Below are 23953 nucleotides of genomic sequence, written 5' to 3'. Positions count from 1 at the left end.
CGTCCCGTAGGTCGGGGGGATGCCACCCGAGAGGAACGGGCACGGGAGCCCATGTGGCGGAGGGAGTGGCCGGATTCAAGCAGGTTTGTGACCCCGCGCACAGTGTTTTCTGAAAAGGGTTCACGTTTTCTTCGCCCGAACGACCGCGGTTCGCCGCCAGCCGCCTGCGCGCCGTAACCTTGGGCCTTGTGGCCGGCCCCGATTACGACTCCGAGATCAAGCAGCTGACGTCGACGATGCACACCATCGAGCAGGTCCTCGACCTGCCCGCGATGGAGCGCGAGATCGCGGACCTCGGCGTCCAGGTCGCCGCACCGGACCTGTGGGACGACCAGGCCAACGCGACCCGGGTCACCGGCCGCCTCTCCGCCCTCCAGGGCCAGGTGGAGCGCTTCCGCAGCCTCCAGCAGCGCATCGACGACCTCGCGGTGCTCGCCGAGCTCGCCGCCGAGGAGGCCGACGACGACACCCTCGCCGAGGCCGAGTCCGAGCTGGCCAAGGTCAAGAAGGCCGTCGAGGGCCTCGAGGTCCGCACCCTCCTCTCCGGCGAGTACGACGAGCGCGAGGCCATCGTCACCATCCGCTCCGGCGCCGGCGGCGTCGACGCGGCCGACTTCGCCGAGACCCTCATGCGGATGTACACGCGCTGGGCCGAGCGCAACAAGTACCCCGTCGAGGTCTACGACATCTCCTACGCCGAGGAGGCCGGCATCAAGTCGGCCGAGTTCGCGATCCACGCGCCCTACGCCTACGGCACCCTCTCCGTCGACGCCGGCACCCACCGCCTCGTCCGGATCAGCCCCTTCGACAACCAGGGCCGCCGGCAGACCTCGTTCGCCGCGGTCGAGGTCGTCCCCCAGCTCGAGCAGACCGACGAGATCGAGGTCGACGAGAACGACATCCGCACCGACGTCTTCCGCTCGGGCGGCCCCGGCGGCCAGTCGGTCAACACCACCGACTCCGCCGTCCGGCTCACCCACATCCCCACCGGCATCGTGGTCTCCTGCCAGAACGAGAAGTCGCAGCTGCAGAACAAGGCGGCCGCGATGATCGTCCTCAAGGCCAAGCTCCTCGCGAAGAAGAAGGCCGAGGAGGCTGCGCTCAAGAAGGACCTCAAGGGCGACGTCGCCGCGAGCTGGGGCGACCAGATGCGCAACTACGTGCTCAACCCGTACCAGATCGTCAAGGACCTGCGCACCGGCTACGAGACCGGCAACCCGCAGGCGGTCTTCGACGGCGACATCGACGGCTTCCTCGAGGCGGGCATCCGCTGGCGGCGGGGTGCCGAGAAGTCGGCGGACGCCTAGGTCTCCGCTCCCGGCTCCGGGACCCGGGCCGGGACGGCGGGGTCAGCGGGCCCTGGCCGCCGCCGAGCGCGGGCTGAACCCGCTCCACCCGAGCTTGTTGCGCGCCTTGACCCGGACGGCCCAGCGGCCCTTCGGCAGCAGCAGCTGGACCGACGTCGTCCCCGCCGCGAGCACCGCGGTGCTGCGGGTCGCGATCACCCGGCCGCCGGCCGTGAGCTTGAACGCCTTGACGACGTAGCCGGTGATCGCGGCGCCGCCGGTGGCGGGCGGCGTCCAGCGGACGCCGACCGAGAGACGGCCGCCCCGCGTCCCGGGCCGGACGACGGCCGCGCGCGGCGTCCCCGGACGGGTGGCCGGTGCCGCGGACGGCGGCTTGCCGGAGCTCACCGGGGGCGGCGGGTCGGTCGGCGGGTCGGTGGTGCCGTTGCCCGGGGTGCCGGAGCACCCGCTGACGCTGAGGCGGTAGGTCCCGGCGCTGCCGTAGGAGTCGTACCCGCCGCTGCTCCAGCCGCTGCCACCGCCGGAGAGCGAGCCGGCGCCGGAGACGGCGACGTAGTAGGGGCCGCCGCGCAGGGTGCCGGTGACGGTCGCCCCGAGGCCGGTGACGGCGGCGGAGGTCCGGGTGGTGGCGGGTGCGGCGGCGTGGAGCAGGGTGCCGGCGCTGTCGCGCAGCTCGACGCGGAGGTCGAGGTTCGGGCCGACGGGTGCGGGGGAGGCGCTCGCGGTGACGGTGCCGGTGCAGTCGGTGACGGCGTACCAGTCGCGGTCGTCGCGGCCGGTGATCACGCCGCTGCCACCGGGCAGGGCGGCGAGGGGGAGCGCGGTGGCCGGCGTGCTGCCCGCCTCGTCGGGCCGCAGGCTCGCGCCGTTCGCGCCGAGCACCGCGAAGTCGTCCTCGCGGTTGTTGGCCGACGGGTAGTCCCCGCGCGACCACTGGGTCACGCCGGCGGAGTAGGGGCTGCCCATGAGCGGGCCCCACAGGGTGTTGCCGGCGTAGTAGCCGCTGCTGCTGGTGCCGTCGTGCCCGAGGCCGAGGGTGTGCCCGGCCTCGTGCGAGGCCGCCTCGGCCATGTTCTTGGCCTTGTTGCCCAGCGACGACGGGAACACCCAGGCCGGGCTGCGGGTCTCGCCGTTGGTGACGGAGTCGAAGGTGCCGATCCAGGCGATGCCGCCGCACGCGCCGCCGCAGAGCTGGGTCTGGATCGAGCCGCCCGAGGCGAACGCCACCCGGGTCCCGTACGTCGGGTCGCTCGACGAGCTGCGCCACAGCGCACCCGCCGGCGGCTCCTGGGTGGTGACGTCGATGTCGAAGGGGGAGTAGTCCTCGGCGACCCGGGCCCAGACCTCCTGGACGACGGTGCGCTCGGCGTCGGAGAAGGACGCCGACCCGTCGAGCGACCAGCCCGGGAAGAGGAGCGTGCTCAGCCCGTTGAGCAGCCACGAGTTGCTCGACAGCAGCGTGCCGCCGTTGAAGTCGAGGTAGATCGTGCGGTTCGCACCGGGCCGGCTGTGCAGCGTGAAGGTGTCGGCCAGCGTGGCCGAGGGCAGTGCCTCCCCGCGCGCGAGCCGGGTGCCGTCGTCGGCGGCGCTCGGTGGGGCGTCGGCGCCGGCCGTGGCCGGCGCGGTCCACTCGTCGACCGCGAAGAGGGTGCCGTCGGGCGCCACGTCGACCGCGGGGTCCGTGGCCAGCATCCGGGCCTCGGCCGCGCTCAGGCCCGGCCGGTCGTCCCCGTCGGCCCGGGACGGCTCGGTGGCGGAGGCGGGGATCGCAAGGCCTGCCACCGCGAGGGCGAGCCCGGCCACGCCGAGACCGCCCGCACGCACGAGATGCAGCATGACGACACCGTTCGGTCGTCCCGCGGCGCGCCTGAGCGCTCCGGGACGTCGTCCCGGGATTTGCGGGACCGGGTCCCAGGCGCCGTGGCGAGGTCAGCCGACGGGGACGGCGGCGGCCTGCGCGACCGCCACGCACCAGCGCCCGGCGCGGTCGACGAGCTGGTCCTGGGGGAGACCCGCGGGCAGGCTCAGGCTGCACGCGAGCCACGCGTCGCCGTACAGGCCGCGGAAGGTGACGCTGCGCTGGTCGCCGGTGGTGCACAGCAGGCCCACCGACGGGGTGCCGTACGCCGGGGCTCCGGGCAGCGGGGCGCAGCCCTTCGTGCGGCCGGCCTCGGCGACCAGGCGCTGGGCCCAGTCGGCGGTCACGGGGGGAGCGAACACCCAGGCCTCGGCCGCGCCGGGGGTCCCGGCGGCGGTGGCGGCGGCCCGGCAGCCGTACTCGTGAGCGACGTCACCCCCGGGGATCGCGTCGGTCTGCTCGCCGTTGTCGTAGCCGGTGGCCGTGCCCTCGGCGCCCAAGGCGGCCGCGACCGCCTCGGCGGGTACCAGCTCGCAGAACGGCGCCCGTCGGACGACGGCCTTCGTGCTGTCGAACTCGCTCAGCGGCGTGCCCGTGTAGGCGGCGGGCTTGCGGGCCGGGGGCGGCGCGGTGTCGTCGGAGACGGCGACGCCGATCGCGACGGGGATGAGCGTGAGCAGCGCGGAGAGCAGCAGCGCACGCAGGACCGTCGGCACGCAGGTCACCCTAGAGGACGCACCTGAGAGGGCGACGCACCGGCGCACGCGTCCACCGGCACGCCTTGTCCGTGGCGTACCGTCTTGCCAGTGATTCGCTTCGAGAAGGTCACCAAGCGCTACCCCGGACCCGGGAAGCCGGCGCTCGACCAGGTCACCCTCGACATCGACAAGGGAGAGTTCGTCTACCTCGTCGGAACCTCGGGCTCCGGCAAGTCGACCGCCCTCCGGCTGGTCCTGCGCGAGCTCCGTCCGACCACCGGCCGGGTGCACGTTGCGGGCAAGGAGATCAACCGGATGGCGGGCTGGAAGGTGCCGCGGCTGCGCCGCCAGATCGGCACCGTCTTCCAGGACTTCCGGCTGCTGCCGAACAAGACGGTCAGCGAGAACGTCGCCTTCGCCCAGCAGGTGATCGGCAAGTCCCGCCGCGAGATCGCCAAGGTGGTCCCCGAGACCCTTGAGCTCGTCGGCCTCAAGGACAAGGGCGACCGGATGCCCGACGAGCTCTCCGGCGGCGAGCAGCAGCGGGTGGCGATCGCCCGCGCCTTCGTCAACCGGCCGATGATCCTCATCGCCGACGAGCCGACCGGCAACCTCGACCCCGCGACGTCCGTGGGGATCATGAACCTCCTGGGTGACATCAACGGCACCGGGACGACGGTCCTGATGGCCACCCACGACCACGGCATCGTCGACCAGTTCACCAAGCGGGTGATCGAGCTCGAGCACGGCCGGGTCGTCCGCGACGAGGCTTCCGGTAGCTACGGCTTCCAGCACTGATCCAGGAGAGTCTTCCTTCCCATGCAGCTGCGCTACGTCTTCACCGAGCTCCGCACCGGTCTGCGGCGGAACCTGTCGATGCACCTCGCGGTCATCGTCACGCTCTTCGTCTCGCTGTCCCTGGCGGGCATCGGCATCCTGCTCCAGCAGGAGGCCAAGATCGCCCGGTCCACGCTGGGCGACGAGCTCAAGATCCTCGTCAACCTGTGCACCCAGGACGACCCCTCCAACAGCCCCAACTGCGGCAGCGGTGAGGTGACCGACGAGCAGAAGCAGCGGATCGAGCAGGAGATCGAGGACAACCCCGAGGTCCGCTCCTTCCGCTACGTCTCCAAGCTGGAGGGCTTCGACAACGCCCGCAAGTCCGGGCAGATCCCCGACAGCGCCATCTCCGGGCCCAACCCGGTGGTGACCGTCGAGCAGTGGCCGCAGGGCTACTGGGTGACGCTCAAGGACCCCAACGAGGCCGACGGCATCTCCAGCGCCCTGGTGGGCCTCGACGGCGTCTCGGGGATCAAGGACCAGCGCAAGGCGCTCGGCCAGATCTTCGGGATCATGAAGGTCCTCAAGTACGGCTCGTGGATCGGCTCCGCCTTCCTCATCTTCGCCGCGCTCCTCCAGGTCACCAACACGATCCGGCTGGCCGCGCTCGCGCGGCGCCGCGAGATCGCGATCATGCGCCTGGTGGGCGCCTCGACCCTCTACATCGCGCTGCCCTTCCTCCTCGAGGCCCTGGTCACCGCGATCGTCGGCGTCGGGCTCGCCGCGGGTGCGCTGGCGGCCTTCCAGTACTGGGGCGTCGAACGCGGCCTGGCCGAGCACGTGCAGTTCCTGCCGTGGGTCGACTGGGGCGACTACTTCCAGTCCCTGGTGGGCTTCCTGCCCGGGATCCCCGGCATCGTGATCCTCGGACCGCTGCTCACGCTGGTCCCGACACTCCTGCTGACCCGCAAATACGTCAAAGTGTGAGCCGGGACGGTTACGGTCGAACAGTTCACTTCCCCGAACACTGATTGGTCTGACCCGTGCGCTTCTTCCCCAGCGCCCCCTGGCTCCGCCGTGCCTTCGATCGGCTGCCGGGATGGGCTCACCCGCAATGGCTCGTCGTCATCGGCGCGACCCTGGCTGCCGTCGTCGGTCTGGCGATGCCGTTGGCCCAGGCCGACGACCGCAACGACCTCAAGGACCGCCAGAACGAGGTGCGGGGCCAGATCTCCAGCGTCAAGGGGGAGATCCACGAGGCCAGTCAGAAGGTCGCCAGGATCGCCGGCCGTCTCGAGACGGCCAAGGGCCAGCTCCAGACCGCCCGCACCCGCCTCGCCTCCGTGCGCAGCGACCTCGGCAAGGCGCAGGCCGCCGCGGCGACGCTCGCCACCAAGCTCACCGACGCCGAGCAGAAGCTCACGCTCGCCAAGGCGGCGCTGGTCCAGGCCCGCGCGGACGTCGTCGTCCAGCGCACCGACAGCCGTCGCGCCGTCGTCTCGATGGCCACCGGTGACGACGCGCGGATCGCGCTCATGGAGTCCTACCTGACCAGCGGCACCATCGAGGACGTCCTCACCGGCCAGACGGCGTACGAGGTCGTGACCGGGCGGCAGAACCAGGCCCTGGTCAAGCTCGAGGAGGCCGAGGACGCGATGCAGCAGCAGCGCGACGCCGTCCGCACCGCCCGGGACGAGGTGGCCGTCGCCAAGAAGGCCGCCGACGACAACGTCCGCACCGTCCAGGTCCTCGTCGACCGCGCCGCGGCCACCGAGGCCCAGGTCTCCTCGCTCGTCACCCGCACCCGCAGCGCCCGGGCGGCCGTCGTCCAGGCCCGGGAGGCCGACCGCGCGGCCCTGCGCCGCCTCGAGAAGCGCGAGGCCAAGATCCGCTCGCGCATCGCGGCGCTCTCGAAGAAGCAGGGGGGCAGCTACAACGGCGACACCGGCGGCCTGCTCGCCAAGCCCGGCCCGGGCCCGGTCACCTCGCCCTTCGGCTGGCGGATCCACCCGATCTACGGCTACTACGGCCTGCACAACGGCACCGACTTCGGCACCGGCTGCGGCGCGGCGCTGTGGGCCGGCGAGTCCGGCACCGTGATCAGCGAGTACTACGACGAGGTCTACGGCAACCGCCTCTACCTCGCCATCGGCAAGGTCAACGGCGCCAACATCACGCTCGTCTACAACCACCTGAGCCGGTACGCCGTCAGCCAGGGCGCCCGGGTCAAGCGCGGCCAGGTCGTCGGCTACTCCGGCACCACGGGCTGGTCGACCGGCTGCCACCTGCACTTCACCGTGCTGCGCAACGGCGAGGCCGTCAACCCCATGCAGTACCTCTGACCCCGGTACGACGCGGACGGGCGACCTGGGCGGAATCCGGTTGCGGCGTCCTGAGAGAATCGTGGGCATGGCCAAGAAGTCGGGTGCGGACAAGAAGGACGCGAGCGGGCGCACGCTCGTCGCGTCCAACAAGAAGGCGCGCCACGACTACCACATCGAGGACACCTTCGAGGCCGGCCTGGTCCTCCAGGGCACCGAGGTGAAGTCGCTGCGGCTGGGTCGCGCGAGCCTGGTCGACGGCTTCGTCGACATCGACGGCGGCGAGGCCTGGCTGCACGGGGTGCACATCCCCGAGTACGCCCAGGGCACCTGGACCAACCACGCGGCGCGGCGCAAGCGCAAGCTGCTCCTGCACCGCCTCGAGATCGACAAGATCGAGCGCAAGGTCAGCGAGAAGGGGCACACCGTCGTCCCGCTGGCGCTCTACTTCGTCAAGGGCCGGGCCAAGGTCGAGATCGGGCTGGCCAAGGGCAAGAAGTCCTGGGACAAGCGCCAGGCGATCGCCGAGCGCACCGCCGACCGCGAGAAGCAGGAGGCCATCGGCCGCCGGCTCAAGGGCATGCGTGACTGACGGCGAGGCCGCCGAGGTCCGCGCCTTCTGGCAGCGCCTCGGGCTGCCCGGCCTGATGGACCTGCACGTCCACTTCCTCCCGCCGCCGATCGAGCGTGCCGTGTGGCGCGAGTTCGACAACGGGGGAGAGCTGATCGGGCGCGACTGGCCGATCCGCTACCGCTTCGACGCCGACGAGCGGCTCCGGCTGCTGCGCGACTTCGGCGTGCGCCGGTTCCCGACGCTGCCCTACGCGCACAAGCCCGGCGTGGCCGGCTTCCTCAACGACTGGAGCCGGGCGTTCGCCGCCGAGGTGCCCGAGGTGCTGTGGACCGCGACCTTCTACCCGGAGCCCGAGGCGCCGTCGTACGTCGCCGAGCTGGTGCGCGACGGCGTCGCGGTGTTCAAGGTCCACTCGCAGGTGGGCCGCTTCCACGTCGACGACCCGCTGCTCGACGGGGTCTGGGAGGTCCTCGAGGACAGCGGGACGCCCGTCGTCGCGCACGTCGGGTCAGGGCCGGTCGGGACGCCGTACACGGGGCCCGAGGCGATGACCCGGCTGCTGGCGCGGTTCCCGCGGCTGCAGGTCGTCGTCGCCCACCTGGGTGCACCCGAGACCGCCGATTTCGTCACGCTCGCCGAGCGCTACGACGGCGTCCACCTCGACACGTCGATGGCGCTCGCCCCCTTCTTCACCGACCCCCACGGCGGCCGCGGCGAGCCGGCGCGCGACCTCGTCCCGCGCCTCGGCGCGCTGCGGCACAAGGTCGTCTACGGCTCCGACTTCCCGACCCTGCCGTTCCGCTACGCCGAGCAGCTCGGCTGGCTCGCCGACCTCGATCTGGGGGATGACTGGCTGCGCGACGTGTGCTGGCACAACGCCGTGCGTCTCGTCGGCGACCCGGTCGCCGCTTCTTGACCCGCAACCCCTTCCCCTGAGCCGCCGCGCGGTGCTCCACTGGTGGCGAGCTCACACAAGGGGGAAATAGATATGCGTGCTCGTCTCCTGACCCTGGTCGTCGCCGCACTCGCCGCGACCGGCCTCGTCTTCCCGGCCTCACCCGCGACGGCCAGCACCGGCGGCACCGCCGACGGCAACCTGCATCCGAACGTCGGCCTGATCGCCTTCTACGACGCCGACGGCCGGTTCCGCTGCTCGGCCACCCTGGTCAGTCCCACCGTTCTCATCACGGCCGCCCACTGCACCTCCGGGACGCTCGGCAAGACCCTCGTCACCTTCGACAGCGTCATCGCCGAGGCACCGCCGTCCCCGCTCCCGGTCGCCGCCGACCCGAGCGCCGGCTACACCTCCGCCGAGCTCGCCGCGGCGGGCTACCTGTCCGGGACGGCGTACACGCACCCGCAGTACAGCGACTTCACCGACCTGCGCAACTGGAACGACGTCGGCGTCATCGTCCTCGACGCCCCCGTCACCACCATCGCGCCGGCGCCCCTCGCCCCGGTCGGCACCGCCGACGCGATCAAGCAGCCGCGCAAGACCCTCTTCCGCGCCGTCGGCTACGGCACCGAGGTCCGCCAGCCCGACTCCGGCCCCCAGAAGCCCGTCCCGATGAGCTACCCGCTCCTGCGCCGGTACGTCGACATGCCCGGCCAGAAGATCACGCCCCAGATCATCCAGACCAACGGCAACGAGAAGGACCCCTTCGGCACCGGCGGCACCTGCTTCGGTGACTCCGGCGGCTCGCTGTGGCTCGGCAGCTCGATCGTCGGCGTGACGTCGTACGGGTACACGGCCAACTGCCGCTACATCGACGGCTACCAGCGCGTCGACATCCCCGTCGTACGCGCGTGGCTGGCGGGCTTCGGCCTCTGACGGAATAACCGGTGCCGCCGTCGTCGTTGGGGTCGCTAGACTGGACCCGACGGCGCGGCGGCGCGCGGTCGGTTGACAACTCAAGAGGGGCTGATCGGTTTCGACTTGGGACGTTTGTTCCAGGGGAAGCGGGTCGAGAAGCCAGCGTCATCTCGTAAACGATCGCTGGAAACCAATAACTGCCAACGCTAAGCGCAGTTCCTTCGCTCTCGCTGCCTGAGCAGTGATCGAAGCGTCTGACCGGGCATCCGTCTCCGTCCCGGACCCAGACGTCATCTAGGAGACTTGCTGCGTCGCTCTCGCCGGGAGGGCGGCGCGGGACTCAAACCCGGCTGGGTCTGTCGGCGACGTGTCAGTGCGAGCGCCGGGACCGAGAACACGCCACCCACTGACTGCACCCGGAGAAGACCTGGCTCGGCGCTCGAGGACCGGGGTTCGATTCCCCGCAGCTCCACCATGGTGGCCTTACTCGAACTCTGCCTACGCAGAGCCGACTCGAGCATGGCGACCAAGGGACGATCAGCAGGAACAGCGCTCAGGGAGACCTGGGCGCTGTTTTTGTGTGTCCGCGTGAGGTCCGGCTCGTGCGGTGGGTCCGGTTGTGGGGTCACCACGGTCGGAGAACGGCTCGTTCAGGGTGTCCTTGACGATGAAGCCCTGCTCGCCGTCGTGGTCGACGTACAGACGGTCGAAGATGGCCTTGTGCAACGGCCGCCGCGCCGGCTCGTTCGCTTCGGTACAGCTCCTGCGGTTGGGCAAGTAGATCGATCGTTCGCAGCATCAGGGACCGTCCGGCATCGAAGTCGGTCTCCGCGGTCTCCAACTGCCGCCGGAGCGATGCCTCCTGCTGCCGAACCGCCTTCAGTCGCTCCCGGACCTTGGCTGCGGCTAGTCGGGGTCGCCGATGAGGTCGAGATAGCCGTCACGTAGTGCGCCAGCACGCCGGCCCGATTCTGACGACCGGGATCGGTGGCAGGTCGCAGGTCTTCTCCTGGCGGCCTCGGCAGCGGTAGATGAAGTGCTGCTCGCCGGACTTGCTGCGGCCGGGCGAGATGATCGCCGCCGGTCACAGCGAGCGCACCACAGCAGCCCCTTGAGGTAGTGGTGGTGGACTCGTCGCCGGGTCCCCGCCCGTCGCTCGCCGAACAGGATGGCTTGGACACGCTGGAACAGCTCTTCGGAGATCAGCGCTTCGTGACGGCCGGGGTACTCCGCGCCGTCGTAGACGATCACGCAGCAGTCGTAGGGGTCGCGGAGCAGTTTGCCGAGCCCGTGCAGAGATCGGCGTGCCCGCGGGGTCCTTCCGTGTCGGCCGGGTCCGGAGGCCGGCGTCGTTGAGCTTCTTACTCAGCTCCGGCATGCCGTACAAGCCCGTGGCGTACAGCTCGTATGCCGTCTTGATAAACGGTGCGCGCTCCTCGTCGACCACCACGGACCGCACCGTGCGGCCCTCGAACAGCTCAGGGGCGTCGCTCTTCGACCGTTGGGTGGCTTGGGTGCAGTCCTGGATGCCGACATGCGCATTCGAGCGCGGCTTCGACTGGACCTACATGTGCCATCGGCACATCATGCTGACGCATATGTACAACATCGAGGTGATCTACCGAGAGGCCGGCTTCCAGTTAAAGGCGCCGGCAGATTCGATGCCGGGTCACGTCTCGATCCGGCCGGGCATTTAGGCAGGGCTGGTGATCCGGTATTGTCGTATTCGCTGGGTCTACGGCGGAGTTTCCAAGCCTGGCGAAGAATCGACGTCTTGCCCAGTGGGTCTCGAACGCGGCTGCGGCTGCACTTCCCATGAGGATGTCTTTCTCGGCAGCGGTCCGTTGCTCAGCCGGACGAAACAGCTCCCGAGCCTCATCGAGATATTGCGGCGCTAAGCTGCCATCAGTTTGCGTCTGCGCTTATTTTATATCGTGTTGACCTTGAGCGATTCTAGTGGACCTGACAGTAAGGACTCTTGCAGTCCACAATTGGATCGGCCCTATGGTCTTCAACAATGATGCTGAAACTGCAACTGTTGTATATAGTTGCTCTAATTGATCGAGTTTGGAGCTTGCATATGCGACACCCACAATTTCGGCTCCGAAGTGTTAGTGCGCGGTACTGTCTGCGCGGGCAAACCCGCGTGGATAGTCGTAGCGAAGGACAAGCATGTCGCCTAGGCCTGGTGGAGAGACGGACAAGCTCGGCAACAAGTACGAGCTTGCGTGGACCATCCGTCACGCGCTCTACTGCATCCTTGACGACCGACGGGCGCTGACCGCTGAGGACATCGATCCCGAGGTCGGCAAAGGCTCAGAGTTCAGCTACGAAACGGGGCTCGTCACTGAGGCTCATCAGCTCAAGCGCCAGAACGGCAACAGCAACAGCTGGACCGTCAAGGCCCTAGCCGATCTGAAGATCTTCGAGGCGGCCGCGAAACATGTGGCGGCTGGCCGCCGCTACCACTTCGTCTCTCTTGTCCCTTGTCGACCGCTGCAGGAGTTGTCCGAGCGCGCCCGCAAGTCCGATGACCTCGCCTCGCTTACTGAGTCCTGGCTGACCAGCGAGCTTGCAGCCGTCTTTGATCAACTGACAGCGGCCGAGGTCTTGGGCAGTCCACAGGCGGCTTGGGAAACCCTGCGCGGAATGCGGTTCTCAGTACAGGACGAGTACGACATCGTCCGGATGAACAGCATGCTCGCTGAGTGCAACCTTGGTGGTGCAACCGGCCACCTGACCTCGTTGGCCATCGGTGACATCCTGCTCGACAACCTCGGCAAGCGTTTGACGCGGACCGAACTGCTGGCGCTGCTCGCCGACCAGGGCATCAAGCCGTTGGCACGGGGATCGCATCAGACCGCGCACGCACAGGCGTTGGCGATCACTGACAGCTGGCGCCACTCAATCCAACGGGAGCTACTGCAACCGGCGATTGCGCGAGCGGAGGCCTTGCAACTCGTCGAGGCACTCGACCTCAACCGGATCGGGCTCATCGCAGGTACAGCCGGCGGTGGGAAGAGTTCTGTTCTTGAACAGACGGTCGCCGCGCTGGAGTCGGCCGGCGCTGAAGTGCTGGCATTGCGGTTGGACCGACTCGACCCGTTCGCGTCGACCGCTGATCTGGGTCGCCAGCTCGGCTTTGAGACCTCGCCCGCGGTGGCTCTGGCGCTGGCAGCGGACGATCGTGACGCCTACCTGGTGATTGACCAACTCGACGCCGTCAGCCTTGCCTCCGGCCGCATGCCGGAGAGTTTCGACGTCGTCATGGATCTGATCGGCGAAGCGCTGTCGGTGGGTGGCGTGCGCATTGTCCTGGCGTGCCGGCAGTTCGACATTGATAACGACCACCGGATCCGGGCATTGGCGTCTCGCGCCGACGTCACCCAGGTGGAGGTCGGCCTACTCTCAGTCGAGGATGTCGACGCCGCTGTGGCCAGCATGGGTCTGGACCCAACGAAGCTGACTTCGTCGCAACGGGTACTACTGCAGACCCCGCTGCACCTCGTGCTGCTGCAGACGATCGCGTCTCAGGGTGACGCGTTGGCGTTCCAGTCAAAGGGCTCTCTGTTCGAGGCATTCTGGGAGCGCAAGCGGCAGACAGCGCGCGCTCGACGGCCGACAGTCAGGTTCAACGACGTTGTCAGCCGGATCGCCAATGCTGCAAGTGATCGACAAATGCTGTCCGTCCCGATCGAGATCCTGGACGATGGCGATCTGATTGAGGATGCAAACGTTCTCGTCTCTGAGCATGTGCTTGCTCGTGATGGCGATCGGATCGCCTTCTTCCACGAAACATTCTTTGACTACGCCTTCGCGCGGCAGTGGGCGTCTCGGGCGGAATCGCTGGTCGACTTCCTCCTCCACGACGAACAGGAGTTGTTCCGTCGCGCCCAGGTCCGCCAGATCCTGCAGCATCTATATGAGCGGGAGTCCGACCGATTCCGCACAGAGGCCGAGGCGGTGCTGACGGCTGACGACATTCGGTTTCACATCAAGGAGACGGTGCTCGCCGTCGTTGCCAATCTTGCTGTGCCAACGACCGATGACGCCGCGGTTATGCTCCGGGTCGCAGCCACTCACCCGCGATTTGAAGAACGGCTTTGGCAGCAGTTGCGCCGATCACAGTGGTTCGCGCGCTTCTATGAAGACGGCCAGATTGCCACTTGGCTCGACGGCCAGGACGTGGGCATGCGGCTGCATGCGCTGAACACGATGGTTAGCGCTGTCAAAGAACACCCTGTTTTGATCGCAAGTCTGCTCAGCGATCGAAAGGAGGCCCGTGAGTATCTCGATTGGTTGCGATGGGTCACCCGTTTCGCTGCCATTCAGCAGAACCGTGAGCTATTCGATCTCGTACTGGAAGCCGTCCGGCAAGGTGCCTACGACGTGACGGAGCACGAACTATGGCTGACGGCGCATGAGCTGGCGAAACACGAACCGCTCTGGGCGATTGAGCTACTTCAAGCCCGACTGATCGGTCACGTCGGTGCTCTGGCCGTCAGCGACGGCGGCAAGGTCGCTGTGCTTGGAATGCGGGAGTACGGCGCGGCCGAGCTTGTGAAGGATGCTGCCAGCGCGAAACCGCTGGAGTTCGTGCAGACGATCGTTCCCTATCTGCGGCAGGTCATGGCCGCGACGGCTTACGAGCCTCGTGACGACGACCCGATTCGCGACCATCACTTCAGTGCGCGCTTCGAGGTCGACGAACTGGACGATCGAGAGCTTGGCGATGCCTTGCTGGCAGCGTCGGTTCGCTCCCTAGAAACGCTGGCAAAGACTGACCCCGAGGCGATTCGCGGCCTGCTCGAAGAACTGGCCGCTGACCCCTACGACGCATCACAGTTCCTGCTCTACCGAGCCTTGGCGGCCGGCGGCGAGTACTTCGCAGACTGGTCTGCGAGCCTGTTGCTCGAAGGCGGACGGCGTCTCGATTGTGGCTACATCTCAGACTCCGACTGGGTAGCGCGGGAGCTAGTCAGGGCGACGGCGCCCTACGTGTCCGATGAGATTCATCGGCAACTCGAGGACTTGTTCCGGGACATGCGCAACGAGTACGAGACACGTCACAGCTCCGGGCGTGCAGCGTTCACGTTCCTGTCGGCGCTTGACGAGCCTCGGCTCACGTCAAACGGACAGCGCCGCTTAGGGGAGTACCGGCGGAAGTTTGAGGAAGAGGCGCCAGCGAAGCCAAGTGGTGTGCGGGGCGGGTTCATCGGTTCGCCGATCTCATCCAGCGCAGCGCAGAAGATGACCGACGCGCAGTGGCTCGGTGCGATGGCGAAGCATGACTCAGACAAGACCGATTGGGTCAGCTTCACTGGCGGCGCCCGCGAGTTGTCCAATGTACTGAAGGACCAAGTTGCTGCTGATCCGGCACGATTCGCGCGCCTGGCGCTTCAGCTGACGGCCGAGTTCAACGCGGCCTACATGGACGCGCTGCTGATGGGGTTCGGCGACGCCGAGGTGCGCGACGGCGCGGCACCGCTTGTCTTCGACGCCGTCCGCCACATTGCCTCGCTCGGACTGCCGGACAACGATCGCTGGATCGGCATGGCCCTTCGAAAGTACTACCGTGAGGTGCCGCTTGACCTCGTCGAACTTGTCCGAGACCGCACCCTGCACGCGCCCGATCCGACCGACAGCTCGCCGGTGATCATCCGCGACGGCACTGACGGACAGAGCGCCGCGGACATGCGCATGAACGGCATGAACACTGCTCGTGGGTCTTTGGCCGAGGCGCTCGGTGATCTGTTGGTTGCCGACAGCGATGGACAGCGCACTGCGCTCGTCGTGCCGTATCTGGACACGATGGCAAGCGACCCGGTGCTGAGCGTGCGGTCGTGTGTCGCACACACCTTGGCCGCTTCACTCCGGCACGCTCGTCCAGAGGTCCTGACCGCTTTCGAGGTGTTGATTGATGCCGATGATCGGCTCCTGGCAGCCGAGTTCGTACAGCAGCTGATGCTCTACATCGGCAACGTCAATCCCGAGATCATCGATCCAGTCATTCAACGCATGCTGGCGTCGGAAGACGCCGAGGCCCGCGAGGCAGGCGGTGTCATGGCGGCTTTCGCAGCTCTGGAGTGGAGCCGGCCCGAACTCATGGACCAGGCGTTGGCCGGTGACGTCCACGTTCGCAAAGGCGTCGCGGAGGTGTGCGCCGGACGCGTGGATCGCACCTCGAACGCCGACTTGGCCACGGCCAGTCTGATCCGCTTGATGAACGACGACGAGGATGAGGTGCGTAGGGCAGCCGCCGCAGTGGCGCCGCATCTGCGGGAACACCCGCTGCAGCCGTTCGTTGGACTTCTGACGGCGCTGATCGACTCGCCGTCCTACGACCACGCCACCCCGCAGTTGCTCCTCACCCTGCAGTACGCACCCGACAAGGTCGATGAGTTGGTGCTGAAGGCGGCGCAGCGCTTTATCGACGTCTTCGGCAAGGACGCCGCCGACATCCGTACTGGTGCAGCCGGCGATGCCCACTACATCAGTGAGCTAGTCGTGCGCGGCCTGGCCCAATCGCGAGACCGCGCGCATCGAGCGGCATTGCTCGATGTTCTCGATCTACTCTTGGAACTTGGCGTCCACGGCATCAACGACGCCATCGCGGAGTCGGAACGCTTCTAGACGAGGGCACGCAGCGGCCAGGTGAAGTACCTATGGCTGCCGGAACAGCGCAGCCACGATCTCGTGTGAAGCGGAGATAAGTGGCGCCGTCATCCCGTAGCTCCATACGACCTGCTCATCGGGGTGGCTGAATAGATTGCGCAGTTCTCGGCCGGCATGGAGTCGCTCTCGGGTGTCGTCGTCGTACAGACCGTCCGAAGCGCCGCGATCAATCAAACGGTGGAAGCGTTCTCGTGGTTGTTCGAGTCGAACTCTCAGCGAGGTCTCGACTGCCTGCAAGGAGACGAGCACGCCTAGCGTTAGAAACTCGTACGCGAAGTAGCTTTGGACGAAGAGCGCACGGCTGGTCTTCAGGAGGTCGGCAATGCCGGGTGGTGTGGCGGTACTCAGCGCCCAGGTCCCCGCGGTATGGCGGAGTCGACTGGGGCTCATGGGTAGCGGCTTCCCGTTCGCATCGAAACCTCCGATAAAGAGACTCATGCGAGGGTCCGGCTCGACCTCGAACTCCTCCTCGATCACGGTGCTCAGTCTTTCAATAGGCCGACGAACTTCTCGACGAATGCCTGCTCGGCCGCCCGGCCCGCGGCGTCATCGTTGCTGAATGTCTCGGTCTGGATGATTGAGTGACCGAAGACCTTGACCTCCGCCCGCCAGCACATCGGCTGCACGGTTTCGCAGATCAGGTCGATCGTCACGGCGCGGTTCAGCAGGTTTGTGTGGTGTGGAAGTCGGACGCCGGGCTTCAGTTCGACGTTGCCTAAGTAGTGCCGTATCTCCATGGCCGGAGCGTAAGAGAAGCCACCGACATCGCGGCCGGAAGTCGGATCGGACTGGTTGGGACCCATCTTTGCGAGTCGACCACGTCCACTGGATCGCGGACACGGAGACCGGTGGCACCGACCAGAACACCCAGGGCATCAACTGGCCGGACTGGCGCAAGTGCGTCAAGGCCGCGCCCGTTCAGCCGCAACAGCACGAGCGGAAAGACGTACGACTACGGTGCCGCTGTGAAGCTCAAGGACGCCATCGGCGTCGACCTCGGCATCTCGCGCAAGTACTCCAGGTACCAGGCCGTGAACTACAACGTCGTCGGTAAGAAGGTCCTGTGCGGGAACAACGACTGGCCGTCGCAGTCCGGGAAGCTGCGGGAGCGGAAGTTCGACACGAAGTGGCTTCCCTGACCTCGGTGGGCCGGGTGGGGCGTCGCGTGCTCGGTGTCGCCGTCGCTGTGGCGCTGACGGGCTGCTCCACCGCCTCGTCGGACGGCGAAGGTGGATCGCCCGCGGAGCCGGCGGCCACCGGTGCCCTGGTCGTGCGAACGGAGGCGGGGGCCAAGGCGGCCTACGCTCCGTCGCACTCGCCGTACTTCTACACGCAGGGGTTCCTGATCTGCCGCGACGGCGGCTCGTCCGAGGTGGCGCCGGTGCTGCGTTCGGTCTCCTTCAACACGAGGCTGAAGCCGCTCGAGGTGCAGCCGGTCATCCGGCGCATCCCCGAGGAGGCCGACCGAGACGGTCCTCCCGGAGGCTGGTCGCCCATCCTCGACGCGTTGGGGAAGCCCGGCGCCTTCGAGGACACGCCGGTCCGGGGTGACTTCTCCTACGACTTCGACGGCACGCGCGTCACCGAGTCCTGTGCGGACGCGTCGGAGTCCTGGTCGGCCAAGATGGAGCTGGAGATCGTCATGAAGGTTCCGAAGGAGGGAGCTGACATCGACGGATTCACCATCTCCTACGACATCGGTGACAAGTCGCACGAGGTGCACGCGCCGTGGCGGATGGTCGGCTGCGGCACCGAGACCGATCGCGAGATGTGTGGTCGGGGATAGCGGCGGTCGAGCGGCTCGCGGCCAGGCTCAGCCGAGGACGGCCGCCGCGACCGCCTCGGCCACCGGCGTCTCCCCGCCCACCAGGTTCCACTGCTTCCCGACGGTCCGCTCGTCGTCCACCACCGCCGCGACCACCGCCGCGACGTCGCCACGCGTGACGTCGCCGCGGGCGACTGAGGGGCCGAGGGAGACGAGGCCGGTGGGTGGGTCGTCGGTGAGGCGGCCGGGGCGGAGGATGGTCCAGGCGAGGGGGCCGTCGCGGAGGGCGATGTCGGCGTCGCGCTTGGCGGCGACGTAGGCGGCCCAGACGGCGGGGGCGTCGGGGGAGACGGGGGTGTCGACGTCGATGGCGGAGATCTGGACGAAGCGCTGGATGCCGAGGCTCTCGGCGGCGGCGGAGGACTTCAGGGAGCCTTCGAGGTCGACGGTGCGCTTGCGGTCGATGTTGCCGTCGGGCCCGCCGCCGGCCGCGAACACGACGGCGTCGCACCCGGCGAAGGCGGTGGCGAAGCCGGCGACGTCGCTGTTCTCGATGTCGAGGAGGCGGACCTCGGCGCCGAGGGCCTCGAGGTCGGGGCGTTGGGCCTCGTTGCGGACCAGGGCGACCGGGTGGTGGCCGGCGGTGACGAGCAGCGGGTGCAGGAGGCGGGCGATCTGACCGCTTCCTCCGACGACGGCGATGCGCATGCGCCCACCGTACGCCGGAGGTCAGGGCCGCACGGTCAGCGTCTGCGCGATCGTGCCGAGGGGCCCGTTCTCGTCGTGCATCTTGGAGCTGGTGACGCCGATGCCGCCGGGGCCGTAGGACTGGGTGGTGTCGAGCCCGAGCCAGCCGTCGGCGGGGGCGTGCAGGAAGTGGGCGGTGAGGTCGAGGTTCGGGAAGCTGACCTGGGTGGGGTCGCTGCGGACGGCGATCCCGTTGGTGACGTCGACGAGGCCGGCGACGGCGGCCAGGCGGCTGACCGGCTCGTCGGCGACGAGGGCGTGGTCGGTGCGCACCCAGACCATGGAGCGGCCGGGGCCGAGGTCCTTGCGACGGACCTCGATCGACGCGATGAAGCCGCCCGGCCACAGGCCGGCCATGTCCCACGGCTCCAGCTCGTCGGGGCCGGGGATCGAGGGGAGGTCGGTGCCGGCGAGGGGCGTGGTGTCGTAGGGCTCCACCAGCCACGCCCGCAGGACGACGACCGCGCGGCCGCCGTGGCGGGCGGTGGCCTGGACGAGCTCGATCGTGCGGCCCGGGCGCAGCACCTCGACCTCGACGTCGATCGCCTCGATCGGGACGGTGCCGAGGATGTCGTACGACAGCCGGCTGACGACGAGGCCGTCGGAGCGGCGCGCGTCGCGGTCCCGCTCGATCTCGTGGGCGAGGACGCCGAGCGCGGGGGCGATGTGCTGGGTCGCGAGGTCCCAGGCGCCGCCGACGTGCTCGGTGGGGGTGAAGGTGTGCGGTGCGGTGCGCTGCCAGTAGGCCACCGGCCCATTCTTCCGGGTGCCCGGGCACCCGGCGTACCCCCTATCGGGGGGAGCGCGATGGTCGGCCGGCGGTCGACGTCCCTTCACCTGCGCCTCGGCCGGTCGCCACCTGCGGCTGGTCGGGTGGCGCCATGACCTCTCGGAAGCACCCGCTCGGGCGCGCCCTCCTGGCCGCCACCACCGTCCTCGCCACCGCCGGCGTCGCCCTCGCCGTCCCCGCCGGTGCCCACGCCGACCCCGGCCGGCGTCCCGACCGCCACCCCAGCAGCGAGCCGCTCGTGATCGCCCACCGCGGCGCGTCCGGCTACCGCCCCGAGCACACGCTCGCGGCGTACCGGCTCGCCATCGCCCAGGGCGCCGACTACGTCGAGCCCGACCTCGTCTCCACCAAGGACGGCGTCCTGGTGGCCCGCCACGAGAACGAGATCAGCGGCACCACCGACGTCGCCGCGCACCCGGAGTTCGCCGGACGCCGGACGACCAAGGTCATCGACGGCGTCGCGGTCACCGGGTGGTTCACCGAGGACTTCACGCTCGCCGAGCTGAAGACCCTGCGGGCCAAGGAGCGGCTGCCGCAGGTGCGTCCCGGCAACACGCGGTACGACGGCCGCTTCGAGATCCCCACGCTCGACGAGGTGATCCGCCTGGTCAAGCGCGCGTCCGGCCGCAGCGGGCGCACGATCGGCATCGCGCCGGAGACCAAGCACCCGACGTACTTCGACTCGATCGGGCTCTCGCTCGAGGAGCCGCTCGTGCGCACCCTGCGCCGCAGCGGCCTCGACCGGCCAGGCGCGAAGGTCGTCATCCAGTCGTTCGAGACCGGCAACCTGCGCCAGCTCGCCACGATGACCCGGGTCCCGCTGGCCCAGCTCGTCGACGGCGCCGGGGCGCCGTACGACCTCAAGGCGGCGGGGAGCACGACCACCTACCGCGACCTGGTCACGCCGGCCGGGCTGGCCGGCATCGCGCGGTACGCCGACTGGGTGGCGCCGGCCAAGAGCCTGATCCTGCCGCCGGACGGCACCGGGGCCATCGGCACGCCGAGCCCGCTGGTCCGCGACGCGCACCGGGCCGGCCTCGAGGTGGTCACCTGGACGATGCGCCGCGAGAACCAGTTCCTGCCGGCCAACCACCGGATCGGGACCGATCCGGTCGCGCCCGGCGACCTGGCCGGCGAGGTGCGCCGGTTCCTCGACGCGGGCGTGGACGCGCTGTTCTCCGACAACCCCGACATCGCGGTGGCCGCCCGGGACGACTGGGCGGCCGGGCGGCACCCCGCCGCAGGCTGAGCCGCCCGGTCCGGGAGGTTCGCTCCGCGCCGGCGCGATCGACGTTTCGCGCACGCTCCGCCGGATCCCTTGACTCACCATCCGGAGATGGGCATTCTTGAATGGTGATCTCTTAGGGGGGATTACCGGCGGCCTCGGCCGCCAACGGGGGTATCCGGCAGGCACACCTGATCGGCGTTCCCGACGGCCCTCCGGGGCGGATGCAGGTCCGCGCCGGAGAGCACGATCCAGGACGCCCGCCGGGTTTCCGGACGGGGCCGGTCCCGACATCGTCGGGGCCGGCCCCGTCGCCCGTACGCTCTGGCCATGGCCGACTGCGTGTTCTGCACGATCATCGCGGGTGGGGCGGAGGCGGACATCGTCCTCGACGAGCCCGACCTGCTCGCTTTCCTCGACCGGCGCCCCGTCTTCAAGGGGCACGTCCTGCTGGTCCCGCGCGACCACGTCGTGACCCTGCCCGACCTGCCGGCCGCCCAGCGCGACGGCTTCCTCGCCGCCGCGCAGCGCCTCGCCACCGCGGTCGTCGCCGGGCTCGGCGCGCAGGGCAGCTTCGTGGCGATGAACAACGTGGTGAGCCAGTCCGTGCCGCACCTGCACCTGCACGTCGTGCCGCGGACCAAGGGCGACGGGCTGCGCGGGTTCTTCTGGCCGCGCACCAAGTACGCCGCGGGGGAGTCCGCCGACTACGCCGCCCGGCTGCGCGCCGCGCTGGAGGCCCCGTGAGCACGCACGTCGTCGGCATCGACCTCGCCTGGGGCGAGCGCCGGCCCACCGGTCTCGCGGTGCTCGACGCCGACGGCGTCCTGGTCGCCGTCGCCGCGGTGCGCACCGACGACGAGATCGTCGCCGCCCTGGCGCCGTACGTCGAGGGGGACTGCCTGGTCGCGATCGACGCGCCGATCGTGGTGCCGAACGCCGCCGGTAACCGGCCGGCGGAGGCCGCGCTGAACCAGGACTTCGCGCGCTTCGACGCGGGCGTGCACCCGTCCAACACGGGCCAGCCGGAGTTCCGCGACCAGCCCCGGGCGGCCCGCGTCGCGGCCCGGCTGGGGCTCGACATCAACCCCCGGTCGCGCCGCCCGCGGCGCGCCATCGAGGTCGCGCCGCACCCCGCGACCGTCGCCCTGTTCCGGCTCGGGCGGACCCTCAAGTACAAGGACAAGCCCGGCCGCGACCTGGAGCAGCGGCGCGGCCAGCTGCTCGTGCTGCTCGGCCTGCTCGAGGGGCTCGCGAGCGCCGAGGTCCCGCTGCACGTGAGCGGTCTGCCGGCCTGGCGCGAGCTGCGCACGGCGGCCGAGACCGCGGAGCGCAAGAGCGAGCTGCGCGTCGTCGAGGACCAGGTCGACGCCGTCGTGTGCGCCTACGTCGGCCTGTACGCCGAGCGCCGTCCCGAGCGCACCACGACGTACGGCGACCTCGCGACCGGCTACATCGTCACCCCCACGCTGCCCGACGACCTGGAGCCGACACCGCGGCTGCGACAGGGCTCCGAGACGCCGCTCGACGTCGGCTCCGCGGTGCGCCGCTACGCCGAGCTCCAGCCCGGCCTGCTCCCGGTCACCGAGCGCTTCGTCGCCCTGGTGACCTCGATCCTCGACGAGGCGGGCATCAACTACCTGACCGTCACCGGGCGCACCAAGTCGGTCGCGTCGTTCGCGCTGAAGGCGGCCAAGACGGTCGACGGACGGCCGATGTTCGCCGACCCGCTGCACGAGATCACCGACCAGGTCGGCGTCCGCGTCATCACCTACGTGCACAGCGACGTGCAGGCCGTGGTCGACCTGCTCGAGGACCAGATCGTCGTCCTCGACGACCGCGACCTGGGCCGCGAGACCGCGAGCGAGGGCCGCTTCGGCTACGCCAGCCGGCACCTGCTCGTCGGCCTCGACCCCACCCGCGAGGGGGACGACGACCTGCTCCAGGGACACCGTGCCGCGCTCCAGATCCGGACCGTGCTGCAGCACGCGTGGGCCGAGTTCGAGCACGACGTCCGCTACAAGGGCGCCGTCCCGCCCGAGCACGCGCACGAGCTCGACCGCCGCTTCACGCTCGCCGCCGGGCTCCTCGAGCTGGCCGACCGGGAGTTCTCCACGATCCGCGACCTGCTCCGCGACGCGCCCGCCGAGAGTGTCGAGGCCGTCGCCGCGGCGGTCGACGAGGAGCGCGCCGACGCCGACCCGCGGATCAGCCCCCGCGAGCTCGCCGCCTACCTCGCCGGCCAGTACGCCGACGCGGGCTGGTCGCGCACCGATCACTACGACTGGATCTCCGCGCTGGTGCTCGAGCTCGGCATCACCTCGCTCGCCGCCCTCGGCGTGACGCTGCGCTCGGTCGACGACGACGCGCTGCGCGAGCGGATGGACTACCGCTACCCGCCGGGCGCCGTCCGCCGGCTCGACGACGCGCTGCTGTGGGTGCACGGCGAGCGGTACGTCGAGCTGCGCGGCAACGAGCACCGGGCCGCCGCCCTGCGGGCCCGGCTGGCCAAGATGCGCGACGAGGACTGAGCAGCCGCTTAGTAGCTCCCGTGGACGTCGTAGGCTGCACCCCGATCGAACCGGACTTGAGAAGAGCTGAGGTAATCAGATGGGTCGTTTCGACGGGCGAGTCGCCGTCATCACCGGAGCCGCGCGCGGGATCGGCTTCGGCACCGCCACCCGCTACGCCCAGGAGGGCGCGTCGGTCGCGATCGTCGACCTCGACGAGAGCGCCGCGGCCGAGGCTGCCGCGAAGCTCCCGCTGGTCGAGGGCGCGAAGGCCGTCGGCATCGGCGCCAACGTCTCCGACGGCGCGTCGGTCGAGGCCGCGGTCGAGCGGGTCGTGGCCGAGCTGGGCGGCATCCACGTCCTGGTCAACAACGCAGGCATCACCCGCGACAACCTCCTGTTCAAGATGACCGAGGACGACTGGGACCTGGTCATGGGCGTGCACCTCAAGGGCGCGTTCCTGATGACCAAGGCCGCGCAGAAGCACTTCGTGGAGCAGAAGTACGGCAAGGTCGTGAACATCTCCTCGATCTCCGCGCTCGGCAACCGGGGCCAGGCCAACTACTCGGCCGCGAAGATGGGCATCCAGGGCTTCACCCGCACGCTCGGCATCGAGCTGGGCCCGTTCGGGATCAACGTCAACGCGGTCGCGCCCGGCTTCATCGCGACCGAGATGACCGACGCCACCGCGGCCCGGCTCAAGATGGACGTCGAGGAGTTCCGCCGCCTCAATGCCGAGGCCAACCCGGTGCGCCGGGTCGGGCACCCCGAGGACATCGCCGCGGCGGTGACCTTCCTGTCCAGCGACGAGGCCTCGTACATCACCGGCCAGACCATCTACGTCGACGGCGGCATCTCGCTGGGGACGTGAGCCCCGTCCGGGCATCGGG

21 protein-coding genes and 1 other RNA gene are annotated in these 23953 nt (G+C 69.3%); 16 read left to right on the top strand and 6 right to left on the bottom strand.

Going from position 1 to position 23953, the window contains the following annotated elements; all coding sequences use genetic code 11:
* Positions 1–188: 188 nt before the first annotated feature.
* The gene (gene prfB, locus BM223_RS12190; protein WP_038677589.1) at positions 189–1307 is read left to right on the top strand and encodes a peptide chain release factor 2; all 1119 of its coding nucleotides are present in this window, start codon (positions 189–191) and stop codon (positions 1305–1307) included.
* A gap of 42 nt (positions 1308–1349) precedes the next feature.
* Here the strand turns inward: prfB and BM223_RS12185 are convergent, their stop codons facing one another.
* Positions 1350–3143: a fibronectin type III domain-containing protein gene (locus BM223_RS12185; protein ID WP_052138352.1), complete on the bottom strand. Its 1794-nt coding sequence runs from the start codon at positions 3141–3143 to the stop codon at positions 1350–1352.
* 93 nt (positions 3144–3236) lie between these two features.
* Positions 3237–3881 carry a hypothetical protein gene (locus BM223_RS28375; protein ID WP_141267461.1) on the bottom strand — a complete coding sequence of 215 codons (645 nt, stop codon included), beginning with the start codon at positions 3879–3881 and terminating at the stop codon, positions 3237–3239.
* A gap of 90 nt (positions 3882–3971) precedes the next feature.
* On the opposite strand from BM223_RS28375, the gene ftsE reads away from it, so the two are divergent.
* The 9 genes from ftsE (at position 3972) to BM223_RS12135 (ending at position 15984) form a co-directional block, all read left to right on the top strand.
* Entirely contained in the window at positions 3972–4661 is a 690-nt protein-coding gene (ftsE, locus tag BM223_RS12175; RefSeq protein ID WP_038677592.1) for a cell division ATP-binding protein FtsE, read from the top strand.
* A gap of 21 nt (positions 4662–4682) precedes the next feature.
* Complete coding sequence (gene ftsX, locus BM223_RS12170; RefSeq protein WP_038677594.1) at positions 4683–5630, top strand: permease-like cell division protein FtsX; 948 nt, start codon at positions 4683–4685, stop codon at positions 5628–5630.
* Positions 5631–5686: 56 nt separating this feature from the next.
* Entirely contained in the window at positions 5687–6985 is a 1299-nt protein-coding gene (locus tag BM223_RS12165) for a M23 family metallopeptidase (protein WP_052138353.1), read from the top strand.
* 67 nt (positions 6986–7052) lie between these two features.
* Positions 7053–7556: an SsrA-binding protein SmpB gene (gene smpB, locus BM223_RS12160; protein WP_038677595.1), complete on the top strand. Its 504-nt coding sequence runs from the start codon at positions 7053–7055 to the stop codon at positions 7554–7556.
* Positions 7549–8454 carry an amidohydrolase family protein gene (locus tag BM223_RS12155; protein ID WP_038677596.1) on the top strand — a complete coding sequence of 302 codons (906 nt, stop codon included), beginning with the start codon at positions 7549–7551 and terminating at the stop codon, positions 8452–8454. The genes smpB and BM223_RS12155 overlap by 8 nt, the downstream gene beginning before the upstream one ends.
* 72 nt (positions 8455–8526) lie before the next feature.
* Positions 8527–9369, top strand: a complete 843-nt coding sequence (locus BM223_RS12150; RefSeq protein ID WP_038677598.1) for a trypsin-like serine protease — start codon at positions 8527–8529, stop codon at positions 9367–9369.
* Positions 9370–9455: 86 nt separating this feature from the next.
* Positions 9456–9826, top strand: a transfer-messenger RNA (tmRNA) gene (gene ssrA / locus BM223_RS12145).
* A gap of 901 nt (positions 9827–10727) precedes the next feature.
* Positions 10728–11048, top strand: coding sequence for a hypothetical protein (locus tag BM223_RS12140; protein ID WP_141267464.1), 321 nt, complete (start codon positions 10728–10730; stop codon positions 11046–11048).
* Between the two features lie 475 nt (positions 11049–11523).
* Positions 11524–15984, top strand: coding sequence for an NACHT domain-containing protein (locus tag BM223_RS12135; protein WP_038677600.1), 4461 nt, complete (start codon positions 11524–11526; stop codon positions 15982–15984).
* Positions 15985–16014: 30 nt separating this feature from the next.
* Here BM223_RS12135 and BM223_RS12130 read toward each other — a convergent pair whose 3' ends face one another.
* The gene (locus BM223_RS12130; RefSeq protein WP_038677601.1) at positions 16015–16503 is read right to left on the bottom strand and encodes a DUF4145 domain-containing protein; all 489 of its coding nucleotides are present in this window, start codon (positions 16501–16503) and stop codon (positions 16015–16017) included.
* Positions 16504–16508: 5 nt separating this feature from the next.
* A complete protein-coding gene (locus BM223_RS28370) occupies positions 16509–16829 on the bottom strand; it encodes a hypothetical protein (RefSeq protein ID WP_141267466.1) in 321 nt (106 codons plus the stop codon).
* Positions 16830–16991: 162 nt separating this feature from the next.
* Here BM223_RS28370 and BM223_RS28970 point away from each other — a divergent pair, with 162 nt between their 5' ends.
* Together BM223_RS28970 and BM223_RS12125 are read left to right on the top strand one after the other, a co-directional pair.
* Positions 16992–17165 carry a hypothetical protein gene (locus BM223_RS28970; RefSeq protein WP_158510182.1) on the top strand — a complete coding sequence of 58 codons (174 nt, stop codon included), beginning with the start codon at positions 16992–16994 and terminating at the stop codon, positions 17163–17165.
* Between the two features lie 26 nt (positions 17166–17191).
* On the top strand, positions 17192–17812 hold the full coding sequence (locus tag BM223_RS12125) for a hypothetical protein (RefSeq protein WP_038677603.1): 621 nt from the start codon (positions 17192–17194) through the stop codon (positions 17810–17812).
* A 27-nt stretch (positions 17813–17839) separates the two neighbouring features.
* Here the strand turns inward: BM223_RS12125 and BM223_RS12120 are convergent, their stop codons facing one another.
* A complete protein-coding gene (locus BM223_RS12120; protein ID WP_038677604.1) occupies positions 17840–18499 on the bottom strand; it encodes an NAD(P)H-binding protein in 660 nt (219 codons plus the stop codon).
* 21 nt (positions 18500–18520) lie between these two features.
* Positions 18521–19288: a thioesterase family protein gene (locus BM223_RS12115; RefSeq protein ID WP_038677605.1), complete on the bottom strand. Its 768-nt coding sequence runs from the start codon at positions 19286–19288 to the stop codon at positions 18521–18523.
* A 131-nt stretch (positions 19289–19419) separates the two neighbouring features.
* On the opposite strand from BM223_RS12115, the gene BM223_RS12110 reads away from it, so the two are divergent.
* The 4 genes from BM223_RS12110 (at position 19420) to BM223_RS12095 (ending at position 23934) form a co-directional block, all read left to right on the top strand.
* On the top strand, positions 19420–20577 hold the full coding sequence (locus BM223_RS12110; protein ID WP_038677607.1) for a glycerophosphodiester phosphodiesterase: 1158 nt from the start codon (positions 19420–19422) through the stop codon (positions 20575–20577).
* Between the two features lie 306 nt (positions 20578–20883).
* The gene (locus tag BM223_RS12105; RefSeq protein ID WP_038677609.1) at positions 20884–21300 is read left to right on the top strand and encodes an HIT family protein; all 417 of its coding nucleotides are present in this window, start codon (positions 20884–20886) and stop codon (positions 21298–21300) included.
* Complete coding sequence (locus BM223_RS12100; protein ID WP_038677610.1) at positions 21297–23084, top strand: DUF429 domain-containing protein; 1788 nt, start codon at positions 21297–21299, stop codon at positions 23082–23084. The genes BM223_RS12105 and BM223_RS12100 overlap by 4 nt, the downstream gene beginning before the upstream one ends.
* A gap of 79 nt (positions 23085–23163) precedes the next feature.
* Positions 23164–23934 (top strand): SDR family NAD(P)-dependent oxidoreductase, encoded by a 771-nt coding sequence (locus BM223_RS12095; RefSeq protein ID WP_038677612.1) that lies wholly within the window; start codon positions 23164–23166, stop codon positions 23932–23934.
* The last annotated feature ends 19 nt before the right edge of the window (positions 23935–23953 follow it).

This window comes from Pimelobacter simplex (genome assembly GCF_900114845.1).
Classification (GTDB): domain Bacteria; phylum Actinomycetota; class Actinomycetes; order Propionibacteriales; family Nocardioidaceae; genus Nocardioides; species Nocardioides simplex.
The sequence above is the reverse complement of the archived record's forward strand: the minus strand, read 5'-3'. Positions and strand labels throughout refer to the sequence as shown.